General features: G+C 67.5%; 14 protein-coding genes. 4 read left to right on the top strand and 10 right to left on the bottom strand.

What is annotated here, in order from left to right:
* Window positions 1-10: 10 nt before the first annotated feature.
* The 7 genes from ACWCO8_RS22125 to ACWCO8_RS22095 form a co-directional block, all read right to left on the bottom strand.
* Window positions 11-3,442 (bottom strand): ATP-binding protein, encoded by a 3,432-nt coding sequence (locus ACWCO8_RS22125; protein WP_451033658.1) that lies wholly within the window; start codon window positions 3,440-3,442, stop codon window positions 11-13.
* The gene (locus ACWCO8_RS22120) at window positions 3,439-4,029 is read right to left on the bottom strand and encodes a DUF4194 domain-containing protein (protein ID WP_451033657.1); all 591 of its coding nucleotides are present in this window, start codon (window positions 4,027-4,029) and stop codon (window positions 3,439-3,441) included. Before ACWCO8_RS22120 ends, ACWCO8_RS22125 begins: the two co-directional genes overlap by 4 nt.
* Entirely contained in the window at window positions 4,026-5,495 is a 1,470-nt protein-coding gene (locus ACWCO8_RS22115; RefSeq protein ID WP_451033656.1) for a DUF3375 domain-containing protein, read from the bottom strand. Before ACWCO8_RS22115 ends, ACWCO8_RS22120 begins: the two co-directional genes overlap by 4 nt.
* A 150-nt stretch (window positions 5,496-5,645) precedes the next feature.
* Window positions 5,646-6,986, bottom strand: a complete 1,341-nt coding sequence (locus ACWCO8_RS22110; protein ID WP_451033655.1) for an AAA domain-containing protein — start codon at window positions 6,984-6,986, stop codon at window positions 5,646-5,648.
* Window positions 6,976-8,481: a hypothetical protein gene (locus tag ACWCO8_RS22105; protein WP_451033654.1), complete on the bottom strand. Its 1,506-nt coding sequence runs from the start codon at window positions 8,479-8,481 to the stop codon at window positions 6,976-6,978. Before ACWCO8_RS22105 ends, ACWCO8_RS22110 begins: the two co-directional genes overlap by 11 nt.
* On the bottom strand, window positions 8,478-9,617 hold the full coding sequence (locus ACWCO8_RS22100; RefSeq protein ID WP_451033653.1) for a hypothetical protein: 1,140 nt from the start codon (window positions 9,615-9,617) through the stop codon (window positions 8,478-8,480). The genes ACWCO8_RS22105 and ACWCO8_RS22100 overlap by 4 nt, the downstream gene beginning before the upstream one ends.
* A 47-nt stretch (window positions 9,618-9,664) precedes the next feature.
* A complete protein-coding gene (locus ACWCO8_RS22095; RefSeq protein ID WP_451033652.1) occupies window positions 9,665-10,510 on the bottom strand; it encodes a hypothetical protein in 846 nt (281 codons plus the stop codon).
* Between the two features lie 133 nt (window positions 10,511-10,643).
* Here ACWCO8_RS22095 and ACWCO8_RS22090 point away from each other — a divergent pair, with 133 nt between their 5' ends.
* The 3 genes from ACWCO8_RS22090 (at window position 10,644) to ACWCO8_RS22080 (ending at window position 15,961) form a co-directional block, all read left to right on the top strand.
* Window positions 10,644-11,966, top strand: coding sequence for a metallophosphoesterase family protein (locus ACWCO8_RS22090; protein ID WP_451033651.1), 1,323 nt, complete (start codon window positions 10,644-10,646; stop codon window positions 11,964-11,966).
* Window positions 11,963-15,145: an AAA family ATPase gene (locus tag ACWCO8_RS22085; RefSeq protein ID WP_451033650.1), complete on the top strand. Its 3,183-nt coding sequence runs from the start codon at window positions 11,963-11,965 to the stop codon at window positions 15,143-15,145. Before ACWCO8_RS22090 ends, ACWCO8_RS22085 begins: the two co-directional genes overlap by 4 nt.
* Window positions 15,146-15,421: 276 nt before the next feature.
* A complete protein-coding gene (locus ACWCO8_RS22080) occupies window positions 15,422-15,961 on the top strand; it encodes a hypothetical protein (RefSeq protein ID WP_451033649.1) in 540 nt (179 codons plus the stop codon).
* A gap of 1,131 nt (window positions 15,962-17,092) precedes the next feature.
* On the opposite strand, the gene ACWCO8_RS22075 is transcribed toward ACWCO8_RS22080, so the two are convergent.
* On the bottom strand, window positions 17,093-17,974 hold the full coding sequence (locus ACWCO8_RS22075) for a hypothetical protein (protein WP_451033648.1): 882 nt from the start codon (window positions 17,972-17,974) through the stop codon (window positions 17,093-17,095).
* A gap of 268 nt (window positions 17,975-18,242) precedes the next feature.
* Here ACWCO8_RS22075 and ACWCO8_RS22070 point away from each other — a divergent pair, with 268 nt between their 5' ends.
* Window positions 18,243-18,929 carry a hypothetical protein gene (locus ACWCO8_RS22070; RefSeq protein ID WP_451033647.1) on the top strand — a complete coding sequence of 229 codons (687 nt, stop codon included), beginning with the start codon at window positions 18,243-18,245 and terminating at the stop codon, window positions 18,927-18,929.
* 179 nt (window positions 18,930-19,108) lie between these two features.
* Here the strand turns inward: ACWCO8_RS22070 and ACWCO8_RS22065 are convergent, their stop codons facing one another.
* Window positions 19,109-19,594: a hypothetical protein gene (locus tag ACWCO8_RS22065; RefSeq protein WP_451033646.1), complete on the bottom strand. Its 486-nt coding sequence runs from the start codon at window positions 19,592-19,594 to the stop codon at window positions 19,109-19,111.
* A gap of 1,030 nt (window positions 19,595-20,624) precedes the next feature.
* On the bottom strand, window positions 20,625-20,813 hold a 189-nt coding region (locus ACWCO8_RS22060; protein ID WP_451033645.1), incomplete at its 5' end, for a hypothetical protein.

The following is a 20,813-nucleotide window of genomic DNA, read 5'->3' as shown; positions in this document are numbered from 1 at the left end:
GAGTGCGATGTCATGTCTGATCCGTGGGTTGCTGGCGGGCAAGCTGGGCGACTTGCTTGCGGGAGAGAAACTCCTCGATGGTGAGGTTGACGAGGCGGGAACGTGTTCCGTCGGGCTTGTCCACATAGCCGACGCGCGTGACGTGGGGCTCGATGACGTGCAGCTTCTGGAGCGGGGTGATGACAAGGAGCTGCAGGCCAAGACGCTGGAACAGGTCGAGGGCGAAGTGGGCGGAGGCATCGTCTCCGCGGCCGAAAGCTTCGTCGATGGTGACGAAGTGGAAGGTTTTAGGCTTGGCGGCGGTGAGGTCGATGCGGAACTGGTAAGCGAGGGAAGCCGCGAGGACGGTGTAGGCGAGTTTCTCCTTCTGGCCGCCTGACTTGCCGCCCGAGTCGGGGTGGACCTCGTGCTCGGTGCCGGTGTCACGGTCGAGCTCGCTGGCAGAGAAGACGAACCACCGCCGCACGTCGGTGACCCGGGCGGTCCATCCGGCGTCGACACGGGTGTGGTCGGCACGCCCTTTGAACCGATCGAGGAGCGCCTTGACCTGGAGGAACTTCTCCTCCGTGTAGGTGTCGCCGGTGTCGTTGGTGAGCGCTTCACTGCTGCATGCCCGCAGGTCGTGCTGGAACTCGCGGATTTCCCTGTTCCGTGTCGGAGCGGCATTCAGCCGGATGTAGCGGCCGGGGTTGTAGTCGATGCCGGCCAGCGATGCGTTGATGACGTCGATGCGTTCACGGATCTGCTGCTCCTGGGCGGTGAGCCGGCCGTGGAACGAGGCGATGTCACGGATGACGTTGGTGCGCAGGTAGTTGAGGAACTGGAGCTCGAAGCGGGGGAGGTCCTCGCCGGTGAGATGGCGGTGCAGGGTCCTGTAGCCGGCGGCGGACTCCATGGAGTTGTCCAGGTCGGTGGTGTGAGCCGGATGCTTGGCGCGGAAGGCGGTCATCAGCCCGATTGCCTGGTTGCTCGCGTGGCGCAGGCTGTCGTTGCGTTTGCCGATGGTGCGCTGCAGCTGTGATTCGGCGTCGCGCTCGGCCGTGTCGAGGTGTTCCAGGCTGGCGTCGTTGCCGGTGGCGGGCAGGAATTGGCCCAGGGCTGTCTCGTGCTCCGCCACGGCGTCAAGGTCGCAGTGCGCTAGCAGGTCCGCGGTCTTCTCCAGCAGAGACGCGGCGCCCTCGGTGTCGTGGCGCAGTGCGCCCAACTCTTCCTGGCCCTGGCCGAGGGTTTCCTCGTTCTGCTTGATGTCGTTTCTGGTCTGCTGAAGCTGTGACGTGAGCGTGTCCAGGCCAGCCTCAGCCTCGAGGGTGCGCTTTTGCCGCTCGACCTCTTCGATGTCGGCGACGGTGGTCGGCCAGTCGAGTTCCTCGTAGGAAGTGATGCTGGCCAGGAGAGTGAGGGCGTCAGTGGTTCCGGCCCGGGTCTTCTGCCGCTTCTCGAGTTGGCGGGCGGCGGCGGTGAGGGCTGCGCTCTCGAGGGTGAGGCGCTGGGCCTCGGTGAGGAGGGCGTCGAGCTTCGTCTGGTTGCTCCAGCCCAGGACCCAGTTGCGCCGGTCGTCGATGCGGTGGGTGTCGTTCTTCTCGTGACGGCCGCCGCCGGCCTTCACCAGCCCTTGCAGGGTGACGGCAGGACGGGTGGAGCGGGTGAAGGTGTCCAGGTCTTCGGCGCACAGGTAGTCCGCGCGTGAGCGCAGCTGTGCGGCGAGCCAGTCGCAGGCCCAGCTGTCGGACTTCAGCTCGAGTTTCCCGGTCAGCAGCGTGCGGTCGTCGGGCAGCGTGGCATGCGGGAGATCAGCGGGAATCTCGAAGTACACGAGCCTGAGGCCCAGGTGACGGCCGTTGACCCAGGACGAGACCGCGGCATAGTGGGCGTGCGGGACCAGCAGCGACAGAGCGAATCCGCGCAGGACACGTTCGGCAGCTCCGACCCAGGCGGCCTCGTCCTCGCGGACCTGGATCAGCTCGCCGGCGAAGGGCAGGGTGTCGATACCGACACCGGCGGCGTCGGCGAGCTCGCGCCGAAGGTCGAGAAGACGGGCAGGGATGCTGGAGCGCTGCTGCTGCAGACTGGTGATCTCGTGCCGCATCTCGTTGGTTGCGGCGGTGTTGTCACGGCGGGCGACGGCAAGGCCGTCGAGTTCCTCACGGTCCCGCCGCTCCTCTTCCTCTGCCCGAGTACGGGCGGCGGCGATGTGCTCTGCACGCTCACGGAAAGACACGGAGTCGGCGACTGGGTCCATGCCCGCGTGAGTGAGCCACTTGCCGTACTCGGCAGCGCGGTCGCGTCGACGCTGGCGTTCACGGCCCAACTCAGCGATCCGGCCGGTCAGCAGGACCAGCTTCTCCCCGCCGGCGCCGTCGATACGGCGCTGCAGGACATCGGCCGCATCGCGCAACTGTTCCAGCTGCCGCGCGCGGGTGGACTGCGATTCCTCCAGCGTCGTCATGCGAGCACGCAGGGCGGCATGGCGTGCGGCGAGGAGGAGCTGTCGGTGGCGGGCGAAGAACGCGGGGACGGCGCTGCGGCGCTGTTCCAGGAGGGCGAGATCTCCCTGGAGGGTGTCGCACCGGGCGCACGCTTCCACGATCGGTGTCAGGTCTTCGATCATCTTGCGGGCCCGCACGACTTCGCTGTGGCTGGCAGTGAGCGCGTCGAAATGAGAGACGATCTTGTCTACGGCAGCCTGGGCGTCGAACGGTTCCAGCATCCGTTCGCGGACGAACTCGTCCAGGCTGCCCACGGCCTTCATCGATACCGTCTGGTGGAACAGCTCCAGGGCTTGCTCACTGGGGATGCCCAGGCCGCGGCGCAGCGCTTTGCCGTACTGGGTGTACGTGCTGCCGTGCAGGGTGGCCCCGCGCTTTTTCAGCTGCTCACGCAGGTCGGCGATGCTGGTGCCGAAGCCGGTGAAGTCGGTGTCGATGGACAGCGGGCGTTCGGAGGTGAGGTAGATCCGTTCCGGCTGTCCGGTACTGGTGGGGGAGGCCCAGTAGAAGACCTGCGCGAGTGTGAGGTGGGTATCGAGGGCGTAGTTGGTGAAGACGCCCAGGATGACGCTGTAGGAGGAGTGGTCGCGCAGCCCCACGGGGCGGGTAGTGCCCGTTGCCTCGACACTCTCGTTGCGGTAGTGGCCCAGGACGTAGGAGCGCAGGTCACGCTCCTTGGCCTCGGCGCCCGCCGCCTTGTTGTAATCGATCTTGTGGGCGGGGCGAAGAAGGGTGGTGATCGCGTCCACCAGGGTGGACTTGCCGGAGCCCACACCTCCGGTGAGCAGCGAGCTGTGCCCGTCGACGGTGAACGTGCGGGTGGTGCGATGGAAGGTCCCCCAGTTCAGCACCTCCAGGCGGGCGAGGCGGAATCCGGGGCCGACGTCATGGATGCGCGCCGGGCCGGGCCCCGTCTGGCGGGGGATGGAAACCGCCTGGCTTGCGGTGAGGGTCATGCGTCGTCCTTAGCCGTGGTGGAGACAGCGCTGTGGTACGTGGCGAGGAGGTCGTTGAAGTCGCTCAGGACCTGAGCGTCGACCAGGGCCTTGAGGTGCCGCCGCACCTCGTAGGCGGAGGCCTGTTTCGTCGGGCGCAGCACCTTGAGGTCGACGAGCTTTCTGATGTGAGTGTCGATCTGGTTGACCAGCTGAGCTTCGTTGTTCCGTGAGGGAAGGAAGCTGCGGACCATCTCGACAAGGTCCTCGCGGGTGAGCACGAGGCGAGGGTCGCCGGAGCCTGCGTCGCTGTCCGCCAGTCGCCCGCGCAGCAGGACGAGCATCAGGCTGACGGGGAAGGAGAGCCGGTGGCGGGTGACCAGCCTCGGCACTGTGGTCCCGTCGTCCCGGGTCTCGATGTCCTGCTGCCGCACGTAGGCGTAGCCCTCGGTGCGGTCGACGACGACATCGAGACCGATGACCCCGAGGTAGTCGCCGATCGCCGCCTGCTCGGCCAGTATCTGTTCCCACACCAGCGGGGCGTCACTTTGGTAGAGCACCCCCGCCTTCAGCAGGTGGACCACGGGGGCGGTGAGGGCATCGCTCATCGAGGGCCGGCCTCTCCGGCGGCTGCGCCGCCTTCGGTGCGGACGAATGTCACGTGCGGTACTTCGGCCTGCGCATGGCCCGGTGTCCCCACGCGCGGGTAGACCAGGACATCGGTGTGCTCGGGGTCCACGTTCACGTCCAGATCGGGGTGTTGGATGCGGAAGTAGCCGAGGAGTTCGGCGAGTCCCAGCGTCAGCGCGTGCTCGTCGATGACGGTGGTCAGGGCCGCCTGGCCAGTCGGGCTTGCGGCGACCGCGTCCAGCACGTGGCCGGCCAGTATCTCGGTGTCGATGTGGATGCCGGCGAACAGCTCTGTGAGGTCCGCCTCGGCATCGTCGGGAGGCTCGTGCGCAGCGGTGTCCAACTCGACACGTTCGACCGGCATGTACAGCCGGCGCTCCATCGGTAACGCGATGCCCGCCTGGGGCATCTCCAGCTCCATGCCGGGCAGCTCCGCCACGCCGCCCAGAGCTGTGACGTGGCGCTGGACGGAGCGCACTAGCGCCAGCACGCGCTGGTCCTCCGCCCGGCTTCGGTCGGACAGGAAGCGGCGCAGCTGCTCGGTCAGCTGCCGGACGGTGTCCTGGGTATTCTCCGCCGCTTCCAGCCACGCGAACGGAATCCTCAGCAGGGTGCGGTCGGTCCTGCCTTCCAGCTGCGGCAACTGGGTTACCTGCTCAAGTAGTTCCCGCAGCTCCTGCTGGCGGCTGGGGGAGAGGAGGTAGTCGAAGAACGCCTGGAAGCTCTGCCCCTGGTCGGACTGCGCGATCTCATCACGCTCCAGCAGGAAGGCTGCCAGCTGCTCGCCCTTTCCGCCTTCCGCCGTGGCCACCTGCCGGCGCAGTCGTCCGTCCAGCTCCCGCAGATTCGCCTCCACTTCACGGAAGTCCCGCAGGAGTTCGACCGCAGTGGCCTCCACCTGCTGGTAACGATCCCGCAGAGCGATCGGGGAGAGCGGTTCCACTTCTCCGGTGAGCAGCCGCGCGATCTGCGCATCGAGCGCATCGCGTTCTCGGCTGAGTTCGTCGATGCGTGCTTGCGAGTCGGTCTGCGCCCCGAAAGTGATCTGCCGAAGAAGCGTGACGATGGTGTTCAACCGGGACTCGGTCCCGATGAAGGAGCGTGCCGGCAGATCCCGCACCCAGGCAACGGCCTTCTCCAGGGGCGTGGTCGCATCGAAATGAGCCTCGTCGTTGCCGGGAGGGTAGTACTTGCGCAGCCAGTCGCTCTTCGTCCACTCCGCAAGGTAAGCGGCCGCTGCACGCGGGAAGGTTCCCGGTTCATGCTCGTTGAGGATGTAGAGATGGTCCTCTAATCGGGACTCCAGCACGCTTTCGGGCACGCCTCGCGCGTTCTCCTCGACGAATACTGTGCCGCAGAAGGACAGCACCAAGGCGGCATTATCTGCTCGCAGCAGCACCCATGCCGGATGGCTGGTGAGAGCCGTGACCTGATCGAACTGCATGCAACCCCTCGATGGTGCACCGCGCGGTTCCCGCATCCGCTCGGATGGAGCGGATGCGGGAACCTTAAAGACGAGCACTGACAAATACTGAAGAACCGAACGAGTGTTTGATATTGCCCGAGGTGGGCATCGTCCGACGTCGGCATGGGATCAGGCGGCGACGCGGTGCTGGGCAAGCTTGTCCAGCACGATCTGGTTGGCTTCCCAGCCGTCCGGGAACTTGGCACGTACGGACAGGTGCACCGGGTCGGTCGAGGGGTGACTGTCCAGGAGATCGCCGATCCCCTCGCGGGCGACAACGATGCATGCCTGCCGGTGCCGGGAAGCGAGCACACACAGCCGCCCCGCCTCCAGATGGAAGGCTGTGGCGTCCCGGCGGCCGGACAACGGATGCACGACGATGACGACTTCGAACTCGCGCCCCTGCAGTCGGTTTGCGGTGTCCACTGCCACGCCCCGTGCACCAGGGCTCGCTGTCCGGGCGAGCGCGGCCCGGACCAGGTCGGCCTGGTCGCGGTGGGCGACGCCGATGGCGATGTCGCCGGGTTCCAGGGGCCGGCCGCTCCGATGCCGCTCGCAGGTGGCTACCGCTCCGCGCTCCAGCAGTCGGCCGGCGAGGTCGGCAGCGGTCTGGAGGGTCTCGGCGTCAGTGCGCGGGACGTGCCGCCGGCGCAGTTCGTGCAGGGCCCAGCCGGTGGTGAACGCCTGCGCGAGGGTCTCGTCCAGGTCGGTGCGGGCGAACCCGGCGGTGCGGAACTCCAGGGCGCGGGTCTCTTCACCGGTTCCGGCTGTAAAGGGGGTGAACGGGTAGAACGCCTGGGAGATGGTCGGCGCTGCCGAGACAGGCAGGCGCCAGGACACCGGCAGCCGGTGCACAGGAATGTCGCGGTTGTGCTCCAGCATCACGCTGACACCGTTCTGCGTGGGGTCGTGTGGCAGCCCGATCCAGCGTTCGGTGCCGACGATCGTGAACGGATCCAGTTGGCCGGGATCGCCGACGAACAAGCCCTGCTCGAAGCGTTCGACGATCTGCAGCAGCATGTCCGAACGCATCTGATAGGCCTCATCCAGGATTGCCCACCCGAACGTGGCGTCGCGAACAGTGGCCCACTTGGCCGCAGTGCCAACGATGATCCGGCAGCCGGTCAGGTCGTCCAGTGTTCGGCCGACGGTGGCGTTCGGCAGGGCGTTCAGAGCCGGAGAAGAGACGTAGGTGCTGCCACTGAGCCGCCCGACGGAGACATCGGGATGCTCCTGGGCCAGACGCGTCACCAGGTCGTCGACCTGGTTGTTGGTCTGGGCCACGATGATCGGGCGCTCACCGCCCTCGGTGAGTTCCTGTGCGGCCCGCACTACCAGGGTGCTCTTGCCGGCACCCGGCGGAGAGTCGACGACCACAGCCCGGTGACTCCCGTCGGCCATGTTCGAGAGAATCGCCTCGGTAGCGGCGGCCGCGGCCTGTCCGGGCGTTCTGTCGGCGTCAGACCTCATTGCCCCACTCCTCTGCTGCGGCGTTCTCGAGAACAGCGGCCTCGACGTCGCTTACGCCGGCGCTGTGTGTCCACGGAGTGGCATCGGAGGCCGGGAACTGCGGACTCGGGCGCCAACCCGGATCGGGCAGGTAGGCGACAAACTGGCCCAGCTCCGGGACGCTGCCCTGCTTCGGAACGAGGCTGCGCCCCATCCCGCCGAAGACCTCCACCGTGACCCGTGTGGTGTCGCCGTCGGGAATTACGGAGACGATTTTGGCCTTGTGGCCGGCCGGCATGGACGGGCTGATCAGCTTGGTGTCGGAGGCCAGCCGCACAGGGTCCTCGGTTCGGACGGTGATGCGGGGCCGGGGTACCCGCCGGTTCTTGTCCGTGGTGGACATCCGGCCGGGCTCGGCTTCCACCACGGTCCCGGCGAACGCCTCGCCGGTGCTGCGCCGGTCGGCCAGTACGAAGCGATCGTCGAACGCCATGTCGGACTGGAAGTCGGCCAGTGCACGCTCCAGTGAGCTCAGCCGCCGCGCTGCGCCGGTGGCGGTGTCCCGCTTGCGCTGTGGAAGAGCGCCGGAGTCCTGGTAGTCGGAGTAGTCCGTGAAGGCCTTGCAGTCGCTTTCGAAGCGCTTGGCGACGCGCGGCGCCTCGGGCACGGAGCGCAGCAGCGATATGGCCTGCCACACCATGCTCCAGGTGGGCTGGATCTGTCCCGCGATCAGTTCCCGCAGCTCGGTCTCGGCGGCGGCAAGCGCGTGCGGGTCGCCGAGTGCGCTGGCGGTGCCGAAATTTCTGATCGCCGGGGCGAGGTAGCGGTTGTCGAACTCAGGGGAGGTCGTCGGGCCCGCCGGCGGGCATACGTCCGGATCTTCCGCGTCGGCCAAGGCCTGCTCGACGCCTAAGCCTGGCGGGGGAGCGATCCAGGCCATCAGGGAGGCGAGGTTCTGGTTCTCGAGGGTGCTCTGGCCGGTCGCCCAGTGCTCGGCGAGCAGGGTGGTGACGGGCAGCAGCACGGAGGTACCGGCGTGTTCGGCCCTGTCGGTAAGGAACGTCAGCCACATGCCGAACTCTGGGACGACGCCGGGCACCGCGTAGGCGCCGGTCGTCGTACGGAAGCGGCACATGCGTCCCAGGTCGGTCAGGGCGCGAACGCCGCCGGGGTTGGGCACCAGAATCTGAGGGGCGTCGGTGTACCGGGAACGCTCGCCCTCTCCGTGGCGGTTCTGGCGGAAGGAATTGATGTACTCCATCACGATCTGGCCGAGGCTGGCGGCGAACGCGAACCGCTGGTCGCGGTTCCGTGGCTGAGGCACGACCAGCAGGGTCCTGTTCCTTTTGGCGGTGCCGACCATCGCGGCCAGAGGTGCGCCGGCCTCTCCGGCCATGGCCAGCGGGATGATCACCAGGGGACGGCCCGTCAGGCGCCGGTGCCGGAATTCGGTCAGAGGAACTGCCCGCATCGACTCCATCGCCTGCACGTGTGCCAGCGCCGACAGCATGCTCATGCCGCACCTCCGAGGTCTTCCAGTTCCGCACGCATCCGGGCGGCGTAGCGCAGGGCTGCGGCCATCTCCACCTGGTCCTCGCTCGGTTTCAGTTCTCCGCGTGCCAGCCCCATGACCATCGTCGTGGTGTCGATACCGCCGAACTGCTCGCGCACCACGGGGCCGAGGACATCCAGGGAGGCTTCCCCGCGGGCACGGCTTCGGCAGTAGGACGCCATCTCGCAGTGGTTCAGACAGTCGGGGCGGTAGGTCACGAGGACCTGGTCCAGGGTGTCGGCCAGCTCCTCGGCCGGGCGCCGGGGCCGCTTCTCCTTGTCCAGGTCGAGGTCGAAGGTGAGGCCTTCGGGCAGCAGGTCCACCAGGTCCTCGATGCGTTCGATGCGTGAGAGCTGACGGGTCAGGGCGGCCACCTGCTTGCGGGCGTCGACGAACGCGGCGGTCGGCCGGTTGGTGAAGTCCTTCGGCGCCACCAGCACGATCGTGTCGGAGACCATGTCCGGGCCGATGCCGGCTCGTCCGAGCAGGTCGCGCAGCGCGATGATGTACGCACATGCCTGTGTGGTCGCGGCGCGGACCTGCGCGGGGGCCGCCTGACCGTCGATGATGGGGAAACTCTTGACCTCCACGACGTGGAAGCGTCCGTCGATGCGGAAGGTGACCAGGTCCGGTTCCAGGAAGACCGGTTCCCCGCCGATCACCAGGCGCAGCATCGGGTGATCGAACAAGGTGCTGTCACCGTCGCCCCGAGCGGCCCGCAGCAGGATCTCCTCGGTGCGCTCGTAGCGCTGGCGGGAGCGGCCGTCCCCGCCGACGTCGTTCAGGTCCTCGTATCCCACCTCCGGCAGCGTCAGCCCCAGGGTTTCCCGCAGGACGCGCAGGAGCTCCGCGCAGCCGTTGTCCTTCACCATCGCCTCGAAGGCGTTGCCGCGGGTGATGGCGAAGACGGACTGGCCGAAGGGCGGGGGGTGGCCGACGTGCGCGGCGATCGCAGCCTTGTTGGAGCCGGAGGCGTCCAGCAGCGCCCGCAGCGTGCACCGCGGGTTATTCTCCAGGGCTGCCAGCGATCTGGCGTTGTAGTCCAGGCGCTTCCCGGATCCGCGCAGTGCGGCGAGGCGGCCGTCGACTGGTTCTTTCACGGTCTCGTTGATCCTTGCGGTGGAAGAGAGGCTGTGGGGGACGGGAGTCAGGCGCGGGCCGACCGCAGATGCGTGACGCCCTGCGACGGCGCGCCGAACAGCTGCTCGTTGCCCCCGAGGGACTTGCGGGCCTTGCGTGCGGCCGCCGTGCGGTTGGCACGGTCGGCGTCCGCATGCACGTCCAGCTCGGCCCGGGCGGCACTGATGACCTGCTGGGCATCCAGCTCCCCGCCGTGGCTGGAGACGTCCCTCGCAATGGCGTCGGGGATGTTCACAGCAAACCGCCACAGCAGTCGCAGGGCTTCCGGAGTCGGCCCCTCACCCGTGGAGGCGGCTGCGGTATGCACCGCTTCGGCAATGCCGATTGCACTGGTGAGGAAGTCCACGCGCGGAGAGAGCGGGCCCATGATGCGCTGTTCCAGGGTCCAGGTGCTGATGGTGAGCAGAGCCCGCACGGGAGTCAGCAGGTCGTGCGCCAGCGCCGGGCACAGATAGTACGGCCGGGCGCCCGGACTGGAGCGGTAGGAACGCTCCTCGTCCCGGCGCAGGCTGGAGAGCTTGGACGCGGACAGCTCTCCCGGGAAGAACGCCTCGTGCACGCCGACGATCAGCTTGGGTGCCGCCGGGGCCCCGATGAGCATCAGGGCGCGGTGGACGTGTTCGCGTGCCGGGAGTTGTGACCCCCGCGAGACAGGAGCCGCTTGTGGGACGGGTGAAGGCGGGGGAGCGGCCGGTTCACCGGCGTCGACGAGGGCGTCCCAGGCCCGTTCGGCGCGGCGCAGCTGCATGCGCAGCTCACCGGCCCGTTCGGTGTCACCGGCGGCGGCTGCGTCGCGGATCGCGCGGCGCAGGGTGCCGATGCTCTTCTCCAGGGCGTCCAGCGGATCACTCATGTACCAGACGCTACCAGAGTTCCAGAGTTTTCCAGACTCTTCCTGTGAATCGAGGTACAGTCGGTGTCACCGAACCTCCGGCCGCGGTGGTGCAACCCGCGCCGCCCCGCGCGCCGTTGATCTGGAGGCACCCGTGACGGGACGCGTATTCCACACCTCCGACTGGCATTTCGGCCGCCAGATCGGCCGCCATCGCCGCGACCGAGAGGTCGACGCCGTCCTGGCCGAGATCATCGACATCGCCGAGGACTACGCCCCCGACCTCATCGTGCACAGCGGCGACCTCTTCGACAGCCCCCGGCCGAGCCTGGACGACATGCGCCGCGCGGCCCAGGCACTGCGCCGCCTCGGTGCGATCGCGCCCGTGGTCGTCGTCGCCGGCAACCACGACACCACGCACGTCCTGACATTCCTCGAGTACGTCCTCAACGACATGGGCACCCGCGAAGACGACCAGACCCGCGTCCGATTCGCCACCGACGCCCACCCCGACAGAATGCTCCTCGCCGAATACCCGACAAAGAACGGGGACTTCACCCTGCGCATCGGCGCACTGCCCTACCTGCACCCCAACCGCTTCACCTACGACTTCGCCAACCCCGCCCTGACCACCACGACGTACGCCGAACGGATGCGTACCGTCCAAGCCGAGGTCTACCGCCGCCTCGCCGCCGACCGTGGACCCCGCGACATCCTCGTCTACGCCGCCCACCTGTTCATCGAAGGAGCCCTCCCGTCCTATTCGGAGCGGAGGATCTCGCTGAGCGCCGACTATGCGTCCGCTGCAGCGGACCTGCCCGACGTCGCCTACGGCGCCCTCGGCCACATCCACAAACCCCAGCCTGTCGGCCGCTCAGGATTCCCCGCCTACTACGCCGGCAGCCCCCTGCAGATGGATTTCGGCGAAACCGGCGACACCAAGAGCGTCGTACTCGCCGAGATCGGCCCGAACACCAACCCCCACATCGAACTTGTACCGCTGGAAGCAGGCCGCCGCCTGGTCAGACTCGAAGGCACCGTGGAACAGATCGCCCACCGCGCCGCCCGCGTGGGCGACGCCTGGGTGAAAGCGGTGGTGAACGTCGACACCTTCGACCCGTCCCTCCCGGCCACCCTCGCCAAGATGCTGCCCCAGGCGACCCTCGTCGACATCGACGAGCGCCGTAACGGCGCAGCACACCGCGTGCTGGACAGGCAGACCTCCGCCACCGAACTACCCGACATCGAAGACCTCCTGCACGACTACCTCGCCGACCGCGGTTCCAGCGGCCCCGCCCTGGACCGCGTCATGGCCGCCTTCACCCATCTGCGAGTCGAACCTGACCCGGACGACCCCACACCGTGCTGCGAGGAGACACTGCTGGCCGACGCCATCGTCGGCCGCCCCCGCGACACCAGCGACCGCTCCGGGCTGCTGACCGGTATCGACGCCCCCGACGCGGAGACCACACGATGAAGCCGACGACACTCGCTCTCACCGGATTCCGCAGCTACCCCACCCAGACCACCATCGACTTCACCGGCAAGAGCCTGGTCGCGGTCCTCGGCGACACGGGCGCAGGCAAGAGCAGCCTGCTCGACGCCATCACCTTCGCCCTGTTCCGCAAAAGCTCCTGGGACTCCAAAGAGCCCCGACAGCTCATCGCAGACGGCGCACAGGGCATGAGCGTCGAACTGACCTTCGTGCACGACGGGCAGAACTGGCGTGTCCACCGCACCATGCACGCCACCAACCCCAACGGCGGCCGGCACCTCCTGAAGAACCTGGACACTGGCGAGGAGACCGACGGCGCCACGGCCGTCGACCGCCGCATCAAGACAGTGCTGCAGATGAGCTACGAAACCTTCCTGAGGGTCGGGCTCCTCCCGCAGGGCAGGTTCGACCAGCTCCTCACCGCGGCCCCCAGGGAACGCAGCGAACGGCTTCGCGAGCTGTTCGGCGCCGAATCCCTCGAAAACGTCCGGGACCTGGCCAGCCGCCAGGGGCGCGCGCTTCAGCAACTTGTGGGCGACGCGAAGGCCAAGCGGGCTCCCATGCCAGACAACCCCCGCGAGGCGGCAGCCGCAGCCGGTGTGGCCGCCGACGCCGCCAAAGCCCAGGCCGATCGCCTCAACGCCGCCATCAGCCACATCACAGCGCTGCAAGACGAGATCTCGCACGCCCGGGGCATCGAGGCGGCAGCCACCAAAGCTTCCCAGAGCCTGGCCACACACACGGTGACTGACGTCAGCACCATCCTCGACACGCTTGAATGCGCCGCCACCGAACTCGCCACACGGCGTGACCTGCTCGACCGACGTACGGAACAGGCTGAGGCTCGGGAAAACGAGCTTTCCGAAGCAATCACGGCCGCGGAGAGCCACGGAGAGGGCCGCGATGCGCTTGCCCAGGCCTCGATGCTCCTGAAGTCCCTCGCGGAAACCGCCGCCGGGCACCGGTACGAACGCGACCGGCTTACGGGCCTCACCACGCAGCTCGAAAACGAACGCGATGCCATCGGCAAAGCCGAAACGGAGCTGGCCCAACGAGCCACACACGTCAAGACTGCAGCAGAGGCAGCCCACGCCGCCGCCGAGACCAGCCGGCAGATCCGTTCGCTCAGCACCACTGCTGGCAGCGCCCTGAACACCGCCCTCGCCGATGCCCGACGTATCGCTGAGGCCGTCCGCGACCACGCCACCGCACTGAGTGAGCAGGAATCCGCCCACAAGAAGCTCGGCCAGCTCGAGGCAGGGGTAGCTGCGGCCAACGAAGACGTCACCGCAGCCGAAACGCACCTGGAAGCGCTGCAGCTACACCGGAAGGGAGCCGCGCTCGCTGCCGAACTCGCCCCCGGTGACGACTGCCCTGTGTGCCGCCGACAGCTCCCGGACGACTTCCACCCTGCATCAGCCGATGCGGAGGAACTGACCGAGGCGCTCACACAACGAGAACAGACCAAGAGCGCACAATCCAAGGCTATGATCCTGCACGCCGAAGCCGCCGCTGCCGTGACCGCCGCCGACAAAGCGGTACGCGAACAGGACCACAGGCGCACAAGCGCACAGCAGACGTTACGGGACGCCACCCGGCAGGCGGATGAAACCTTCCGAAGCCTGGAGGCTCTAGCCGCCACGGCAAGTAAGCACTTCGACGCCCGGGCAGCCTCAGCAAAACTGGCGGCTGCTACTGCTGCCGTGGCCGCGACCACCACCGCGGCGCCCCACCAGCAACACCTTGAACACGGCACCACAGCGACCCAGTCCGCGATCGCCACATGTGAGCGCGAGGCCGCTGAACACGCCGACAAACTGCGGGCCGAGGAGTTCCGCCTCACCGCCGCAGTAGAAGCAGAACGTAAATCGCTGGCCGAACGCACGAAGACGCACCGTCGAGACCAGAAGGAAGCATCTGCGGCCCAAGAGCGGCACACGCGAGCTTTAGCAAGGACCGCCGACGACATCGGCATGCTTCCCGCCCGCATTCAAGCGACGCTGCCGCACAACCCGATCGACATCGCCGTCGAACAGACGGACGCCGCAGCCATAGCCACCAAGGCCCTACAGACCTCACTCCAAGAACTGCTCGACCAGAGGGAAACAGCCCGAACGGAAAGGGCCGCGGCCCTCGCCGACCTACACGCCCTCGAGCGCGATGCCCACACCTTCCTGGAACACCCCCTCGAAAGGCTGCGGGACCGCCTCGACGATTGGACCCGGGCCGCAGACCGAGCCCGCACCCAGCTCGATGAGACTGACCAGCCAGCACTGCCCGAAGCCCCTGACCAGCCGGTCATCGCCGATGTCCGCCAGTACTCCGCCGTCCTCACAGCGACGACTTCACTTCTCGGCGAGAAGCTCCTCGAGCTGGCCACCACGGCGACAGAACGAGCATCCGTCGCCGAAAGCCGCCTTGGCGAGCATGCAGCCGCGCTCGCGGACTTCGACGCCCCATCGGACCTGACCACGCCTGGATCACTCCACCCCCTGGTCCGGGCATCCACGCAGGCAAGCGACGAAGCCGAAAAGCAGAGACGTGAACAACGAGAAGCACAGGATCTGATCAAGCCGGCCGCTGACCTGGACTTCGCCATCGCCGCAGGCGAGGCTCGCTATGAAGCACTTGAGGTACTGCGGCGTGAACTGGTCGATGCCAAGTTCCTGGGCCACCTCACCATGTTGCGAACCCACGCGCTGCTCGGGGTCGCCAGTGACCTGCTCGGGCAGATGTCCGACGGGCGGTTCGGTTTCGCAGACGACTTCGACATCGTCAGCCGGACCTCAGGCGTAGTCCATCAACCCAACCGCTTGTCAGGAGGTGAGAAGTTCATGGCATCCCTGGCCCTCGCCCTGGCCCTGGCCGAGCTGCACTCCCGCAGCGGGCCCACTCTGGGCTCCCTCTTCCTAGACGAGGGCTTCGCCGCACTCGACACCACCGCCTTGGACCTGGCCCTGGAGGTGCTACGCGCACAGGCAGGCGGCGACCGCCTGGTCATGGTGATCAGCCACCTTCACGCCGTCGCCGAGGCTGTCGACGACGTGCTCTTGGTCGAGCGCACTGCTGCAGGGTCCTCCACCCGGTGGCTTACACCAGCCGAGCGAGACGACATGGCCCAGGACAACCTTGCCAGCGGGCTGCACTCCCAGGCCCGGTAGACCACTGCCCGGGCACGCCCGACAGCACGGAAGGCATCACCAGACCGCTGGGGATGCCGTCGGCCCTCCCTTGAGGCTGCTTGCAGCGTTGCCTCAGGCCGTCTCCGGGGCGAGGGCCGTCTCGTTCACCTTCTGATTGAAGAGCCGCAGGGCGGCGGCATGGTGCGAGGCCCTTTGAGTACGTGGCCACTCCCAAGCATCGGCTTCCAAGGGATCTGCCCAGCAGCTCAGGACCGCCCAGAGCTCGCGGAGCTTGACCGGAAAAGGAGCAGAATCATGTACGACTGCAGGGGATGCGGACGGCCTCGGCGTGAGGGGCTGTTCTTCGGCACCGGGATCGGTGATGCGCAATGGTGGTGCCGGAGCTGCCAGAGCAAAGGCCAGAAGGAGCTGATCAGCTCCTTGGAGGACCAGGCCCGGGGGGTACTGGGCCGCTACGCCAACGGCGTGGACTGGCCCTACGGCCCGAACATCTACGTCCCCATGCGCGTGAGCCTGCTGCACTGGGCGGACCAGCACGACCTGAAGAGCGGCGACACGCGGTGCACCTCCGGGCTCCACTGGCTCGACAAAGGACGCTGCGCCAAGCGGGAGTGTCTGAGCAGGCCGGGGTTCTATGACCACACGACGATGTGGCTGTCTCGGACCACTGGTAAGCCCGCACTGGTCTTCAACCAGCCGTACGGGCCCGTGGATGTGACAGCCGTTGAGCAGTCCATCAGCAACTACCCATCCCTCACAGCCGAGGTCGGGTCCGAGAGCTGGTACGGCGCGAACACCACAGGCATCTACATCTGGAACGACGGCAATCGCTAGGCGGCTGTCGGACTTCTCGGTCCTCCCAGGGCGAGCGTCCCCTCCAACGAAGTCCGTATGAGATCGCCGAGGGCGCCGACGGTGCCCAGAGCAGGGCCCAGACTGCTTCCGCCTGCCGCTGTCCTCGGCCCCGACCCGTCCGGAGAAGCCGTCGGTACGTACATAGAGGGCAACGCATACTTCACCGCGCACCCCTACCTGCGCGAAATCCTCCAGAACGCCGCCTTGCGCCTCGGACTGGAACCTGCCGTCCTGGGGGTGCTCAGCAGAGACCAGCCCAGGCCGACCGAGGTCACCTTGGTCCGCCGATCCCCGACTCCCGCCACCGGCGAGTGACCACAGGCCGGCGCGCATCCTGGCGACTCCTGGTTTCGCTGGAGAGCCATTCGCCAGGTCCCAGAGCGGCCGGAATCGCCGAGTGACCCATGCCGGGCGACAAGCATTACGGAAGGCCGGCGACCAGGCCGGCAGCTGCTGCCGCCTATGCGCCCCGGGCCCTCCACCGTTCCTGGCCGGAGGGATGACCAGCCTTGCGTGCCCCGTACCTCAGGCGAGCACCGCCTCATGCTAAGGCGTCACACAGAGGGACCAGGATGACGCGCGGGCGGGCGACTGAACCTCCATGGCCTTGCCCGGGGAAAGTCCACTACCGCGATGCAGGAGCGACGGCCCAGGCGCCGCAGTCGGGCCCCAGCCACCCTACTTGTGCCGCTTGCGCGTACTTCGCGTTGCCCGACAGCGCCATCGAGCGGCCGATTTGACGATCAGAAAGAGCACCCACCACGCCGCACAGGCAGATGCTCCCGGCACTGGTCCCGCGACAACCCAGCGCACAGCCCCGCCGCGCCCCGGGCCCTTCGCTGTCGCGGTGGTTCCCCTGATGGCGGGCAGGCGGAGAAGCCGGCCAGACGCGGGTACGTCCCGCACGCCCCAAGGCGACCGCTACCATTGCTCGCCCAAATCGAAGGCGCGATAGCGCCCCTGCGTCTTGAGATCGAAGGCGAACAAGGGGTTCTGTCACATGAATTTTAGGCAACGCCCCTGGTCCCGGCACGGCTGAGGGGAGCGGCAGTGGTCTCAGGGATGAGGAAACAACAGGCCCACGAAGACGGGATCGTTGATTCCGGTAGTTCAGGCTGACAAAGAGGAGCGAGAATCCGCCGAGGGTGCTGCCACGCTGACAGTGTCGCTCGTCCATGTTCTCAACCCATCAGGTTCCGCCGGTGGCACCGGAGGCTGCGTGGAGCGGGCGGCTTCGACGAACGGCGCACGCAGGGTGGCGAACCGTTCCATGAGCGGATCGCGGACGAGGCCGCCGATCATCCGCGACCAGGCACCCGGCACACGGTCGACGACTGCAAGAACACCGGCAATCTCGCTCTCGGCCATGCACTGGCTCTCCTGGAGGCAGTACTCCAGCAGGCCGCGGTCTGCCCACCGTTCCTCGTCTTCCCGGTCGGGCCACTCCATGAGGAACTGCCAGGCGACGAACGCCGCGCCGTGATGATCGTTGTCGCAGATCTCCGCATTGAGGGGGCACCAGCCGTCCTCCAGAGCCCGCACAGCCGAACGGAGCACTGCCCTGTCCAGCGCAAGTTTCTCCAGGGTCCGGCAGTACTCCCGCAGCACTTTCGCATGGCGTAGGAGTTCCGGCGGTGCCAGGAGCTCCAACGGGCCGAGGGTCGTCTCCACCGCCATGCCGTGCGCGGCGAGCTGAGCGGGACGTTCCTCGGGGGCGAGGCTGGGCAGCTGCTCAACGGTGCGTGCGAGCGCGTCGGAAGCCTGCAGGAAGGCGGCAGACGTGTCCGCCAGTGCGGCCTGCTGCCGCAGCTCGATCTCTCCACGCGTCTGCACACGGGCTGCGGCCACGGAGCCATGAGCCTGGCTGGCACCCGAAACGACGGTCGCGTCCGCCGATTGCCGGCCGCTGCGCCTGGCCCACAAGGCGGCCAGGAATGCGATGGGAGGCGTGAGGAAAGCGGTGGCGACAGCCACGAGATCTACCAAGTCCATAAAGCCGATGCTGTCGGCCCGGCCCTATAGCCCCGGCGCCATGACCGATAGTGCCGCAAAGTGACAGACCATGATCACCGCTGTAACTCCACCGAGGGCGAGGACCTGGCGCCGCTGGAGCGAAGGAGCGTAAGGACAGCTGCTCCATTCCATGGAAACCTGCGTACTTTGCGGCCCCCTCCACGCGAAGCAGGGTGTCGAACGCGTGGCCCGGAGCCCCCAAGGACAGACGGACAGTACTGTCAGACCGTGTCGGTAGCGTCCATACGTGGACTACCTCAGAACCCTCAGCGCCGACGGCTGGACAGTCATCATCGCCGTCGTTGCCGCCCTCATAGCCGTATGGCAGGCCTCCATAGCCCGCGGCACCGCCAGAAGGCAGCTGAAGCTCTCCGAACGTATTCACCGGGAGCAGAACGAGCCGTACGTCATCGTGGACATCCAGCCAGCTCCCCTGCACGGGGCGCTGCTGCTTGTCATCGAGAACACCGGCCCCACCGTCGCGCGTGATGTCCGCATCTCCTGCGACCCTCCCCTGGAATCCGGATGGGCTCCAAGACCGGGAGAACCGGACCTGACCCAGGTCATGCAGGAGGTGCTCGGCCGGCCCATCCCTATCCTGCCGCCGCATCGCCGGCTCACCTTCCTCTTCGACAACAACGACCGATTCCGGAACGCCCTTCTGCCGCGCGTCTATACCTTCACGGTCGACGCGAACGGTCCGGAAGGCAAAGTCGAGACGGCGCAGTACATTGTCGACCTGGATGCAGTGAAGTGGGTCGTCATCGAGGACCGGCCCACCAAGCACCTGGAAGACAAGCTGGTCAAGATCGAAAAGGCGATTCGGGAACCAGGTCCCACCTCCCGGCGCCGTCTCCTTCCCGGAGGAGTCCCGCTTCCAGACGGAGTCCCGGTACAGGTGCAGCAGCAGCCAACATCCGCCGGCCAAGAGTGAGCCCAGCTCACGCTGGGACCGTCAGCCCCTGTACCCAACCGGTACTGACCAACCAGCCGATACAGAGGTGGTACAGCACAGCGTCCTGGGGTGCCGCACCACCAGGACGCCGTTGCCGAGGAGTACGGCAATCTCAGGAAGCAGCAGACAGCGCGAGTGTCCGCGGCCCCTGCGCCTTGTCAGGCAGCCAGGAGTCCGCCGGGCCGGCCGAAGACGTTCTCGAACGGCAGGGACTGGTCGGCGGGGACGAGAAGGTAGGGCGTGCCGGAGCCGGCGGTGGTCCGTGGGCCTTCCTGCCCGTGGCCGAGGGCGTCGTAAGGGGTGAGGAGGTCGAGGTTGTCGAAGACGTAGTACAGGGGGAGCTGGGTCCAGGCGACGAGCTGGAGGTGGGCGGTGACGGCGGCCCGTTCGACGACGTGCCGTCGGCTGGTTTGGCTGGACATGCGGCTCTTGCAGTCGATGAGGACGACCTGTCGTCCCTGTGCGGCGATGAGGTCGGGCGTCCAGCGCAGCGAGCTGCTGGTGTGGTGCAGGGCGGACCGTACGGGCTCGTCCAGGATGCCCTGTCCCCATGGGCTGACGTGCCATCCGCGGTGGTTGAGTTCCTGGGCGACGCGCTGTTCATGGGCGTCGCCGATCGCCTTCCTTCTCTGAAAGCTCGGCATACGGGGGAGTGTGACGCACCCCGACCCCGGTGAAACAGCACCCACTCCCAGGCCCCGTACGGTTCGGCCACACCCCTCCAGTGTCCGTGGCTGTCCGCCTGTGTCCCAGCAAGTCCCACGGTGTCTCACTGACTCCCACTGTCACCGCATCGAACTTGGCCAGATCCACACCCCACAACGCCCCTCCACCCCCTGCCCCCGGTCCCCAGACCTTGGGTCAGCCAGCCTCCGCCGCACGGGACCGCAACCGTGACGGTCTTCCCGTCCGGTTGCAGCAAGCCGTCCAGGCGCACCGCCAGGGCGTCGGCCATCCGCGGCGCAGCCGCATCGCGAACGCCCGGGTCTGGCCGGCGTCCAGATCGGCCGTGAGCCCAGAAAGCCATCGCCCGGCGCCCGGGCACAGTGCTCCTGACCAAAGAACCCGGCACCCACTCCACGCTCCGCATCGGGGTCGGAGCCGTTCTGCGTGTGGGCCAGCCGCACGGCCAGGGGCGCCAGCCCCTGCAGGAACGCATGCACCCGCTCCTGCAGCACAGCGATGTCACTGGAAGCCGTCGGCTCAAGGTAGGAGTCGGCGATGTCCGCCCAGATCTCTCACCCCCGTGGGCGCTGCTCCTCAGGATCCTGCTCCATAAAGCAACCCGGCCGCATCGTGAGCCCACCACACCCCCGCCACGCAGCGAGCCCGTCCCATCACCACCCATGAGACGGGAACCAGACACCACCGCGTTTGAAACAACCAGCCCCGCCAGGCAACCCCCGAGCAGAGCTCCCACCTCCCCGCCAGGGGAGGTGGCCCCAAATCAAATCACTGCCCAACAAACCCACATGACATCAAGGCGCCGGCAGGCGCCCCACACAACACCCCCTTCCCGCCAGGGAAGGGGAAACACCCCAACACCCCGTCATGCCGCCAGGCATGACACACCACCAACCTCTGGCCGCCAGGCCAGAGCTGACGACAACCCCCGTTGGGCCGCCAGGCCCAACCCCTTCCCACTCCCTTGCCCCGTCAGGGGCAAGCCCCACATCAACCCCCGTCATGCCGCCAGGCATGACGCCGCGCCACCCTCCCGCCGTCAGGCGGGAGTTGGGCCGTCAGGCCCAACTTAAGAGCCGCCAGGCTCTCCGCCCAGTCGGCGGGCAGCCGGAGCTTGCCGCCGACCGCTGTTCGGCGACCGTGCGCACCGGCGGCCAGGTCCTCGTGGGCGTCCGCCCC

This window comes from Streptomyces sp. NPDC001927 (genome assembly GCF_053594455.1).
Note: the sequence above shows the minus strand (reverse complement) of the source record. Positions and strands in the feature narration are given on the sequence as shown.

What these genes read in the sequence shown, in the direction of transcription:
- ACWCO8_RS22125 (WP_451033658.1), bottom strand. Translation starts at nt 3,442, where the DNA reads ATGACCCTCACCGCAAGCCAGGCGGTTTCCATCCCCCGCCAGACGGGG.
- ACWCO8_RS22120 (WP_451033657.1), bottom strand. Translation starts at nt 4,029, where the DNA reads ATGAGCGATGCCCTCACCGCCCCCGTGGTCCACCTGCTGAAGGCGGGG.
- ACWCO8_RS22115 (WP_451033656.1), bottom strand. Translation starts at nt 5,495, where the DNA reads ATGCAGTTCGATCAGGTCACGGCTCTCACCAGCCATCCGGCATGGGTG.
- ACWCO8_RS22110 (WP_451033655.1), bottom strand. Translation starts at nt 6,986, where the DNA reads ATGAGGTCTGACGCCGACAGAACGCCCGGACAGGCCGCGGCCGCCGCT.
- ACWCO8_RS22105 (WP_451033654.1), bottom strand. Translation starts at nt 8,481, where the DNA reads ATGAGCATGCTGTCGGCGCTGGCACACGTGCAGGCGATGGAGTCGATG.
- ACWCO8_RS22095 (WP_451033652.1), bottom strand. Translation starts at nt 10,510, where the DNA reads ATGAGTGATCCGCTGGACGCCCTGGAGAAGAGCATCGGCACCCTGCGC.
- ACWCO8_RS22085 (WP_451033650.1), top strand. Translation starts at nt 11,963, where the DNA reads ATGAAGCCGACGACACTCGCTCTCACCGGATTCCGCAGCTACCCCACC.
- ACWCO8_RS22080 (WP_451033649.1), top strand. Translation starts at nt 15,422, where the DNA reads ATGTACGACTGCAGGGGATGCGGACGGCCTCGGCGTGAGGGGCTGTTC.
- ACWCO8_RS22075 (WP_451033648.1), bottom strand. Translation starts at nt 17,974, where the DNA reads ATGGACTTGGTAGATCTCGTGGCTGTCGCCACCGCTTTCCTCACGCCT.
- ACWCO8_RS22065 (WP_451033646.1), bottom strand. Translation starts at nt 19,594, where the DNA reads ATGCCGAGCTTTCAGAGAAGGAAGGCGATCGGCGACGCCCATGAACAG.